2 protein-coding genes are annotated in these 1,039 nt (G+C 44.8%); both read left to right on the top strand.

Translation table 11 applies throughout. From position 1 onward, the window contains the following. Positions 1-705 (top strand): DNA-binding protein (locus tag V7D78_RS17065; protein WP_333609654.1); only part of this gene is annotated, 705 nt, incomplete at its 5' end. A gap of 3 nt (positions 706-708) precedes the next feature. Next, on the top strand, positions 709-1,039 hold a 331-nt coding region (locus V7D78_RS17060; protein ID WP_333609653.1), incomplete at its 3' end, for a type II toxin-antitoxin system death-on-curing family toxin.

The following is a 1,039-nucleotide window of genomic DNA, read 5'->3' as shown; positions in this document are numbered from 1 at the left end:
GGTGTGTTTTCTTTTCGTGCTGTGCTTAATATGGCCATGCTTGTAACTGAAAGCGAGCGCGCCAAAGCAATACGCAGCCGAATGCTTGATATAGTGCTTGATGTTGTGGTGGAAAAGGCGGGTGGTCAAACCCGATTCATCAATCAGCGTGATCAGGATTACCTGCCTGCCGCTTTTCAAGAAGATAGCTACCGTAAGCAGTTTACTGATGCATTACGTGATTGCCTGGATATGGGAAACCACAAATACGCGTTGTATACCGATAAAATTTATCAGGCGGTATTTTGCGAGTGTGCCAAAGAATACAAACAGGTTTTGCGCCTGGCCGAAGGCGAAAGTACCCGTGACACCATGTATGCCGAGGTATTGCGAACCTTAGCCAGTTTTGAAAGCGGCTTGGCCGTTCAAATACGGCAAAAGTCAGATGCTTTGGGGCGAAAATTGAAAAGCGCTGAAGCTGATGCCTTGTTAGCTGAAGCGGCAAATAGTCCGTTTCTTAAGCCAATGATTGATGACGCCCGGGTTCGAATGGCAAGCAGAGATCTTGGTTTTCGTGATGCGTTACACCAAAAATTAGAAGCTTACGTACAGGCTGTACCGGAAGCAGACTATGAACGATTTTTAGGGGAGCGTAGTGCAGCCTTGGAAGAGCGATTGTCAGATCCCAAGCTGTTAGCGGTGTTGCAAAGACTAAAGGATCGCTAATCAATGGAGAAGATGATCCTTTATTTTGACACTGCTCATGCCATAGATGTGCATGATTGGATCATTGAGCATACCGGTGGTCGAGCGGGGATTTTGGATATAGGTTTGCTCGATAGCGCTTTACAGCATATTCAGAATGATGACTATTACCCGACATTTGAAGAAAAATTAACCCACCTTGTTTTTGCCATTAATAAGTTTCACGCATTTAACGATGGGAATAAGCGCTCAAGTGTCACGTTGGGAGCCTATTTTCTGATGCTAAATGGTTATGACTATTGTGTGCCAAGATTCCTGATTGATTTAGAAAATATCGTGGATGCTATAGCGGATA

This window comes from Arsukibacterium sp., from assembly GCF_036735525.1.
Taxonomy (GTDB): Bacteria; Pseudomonadota; Gammaproteobacteria; order Enterobacterales; family Alteromonadaceae; genus Alishewanella.
The sequence above is the reverse complement of the archived record's forward strand: the minus strand, read 5'-3'. Positions and strand labels throughout refer to the sequence as shown.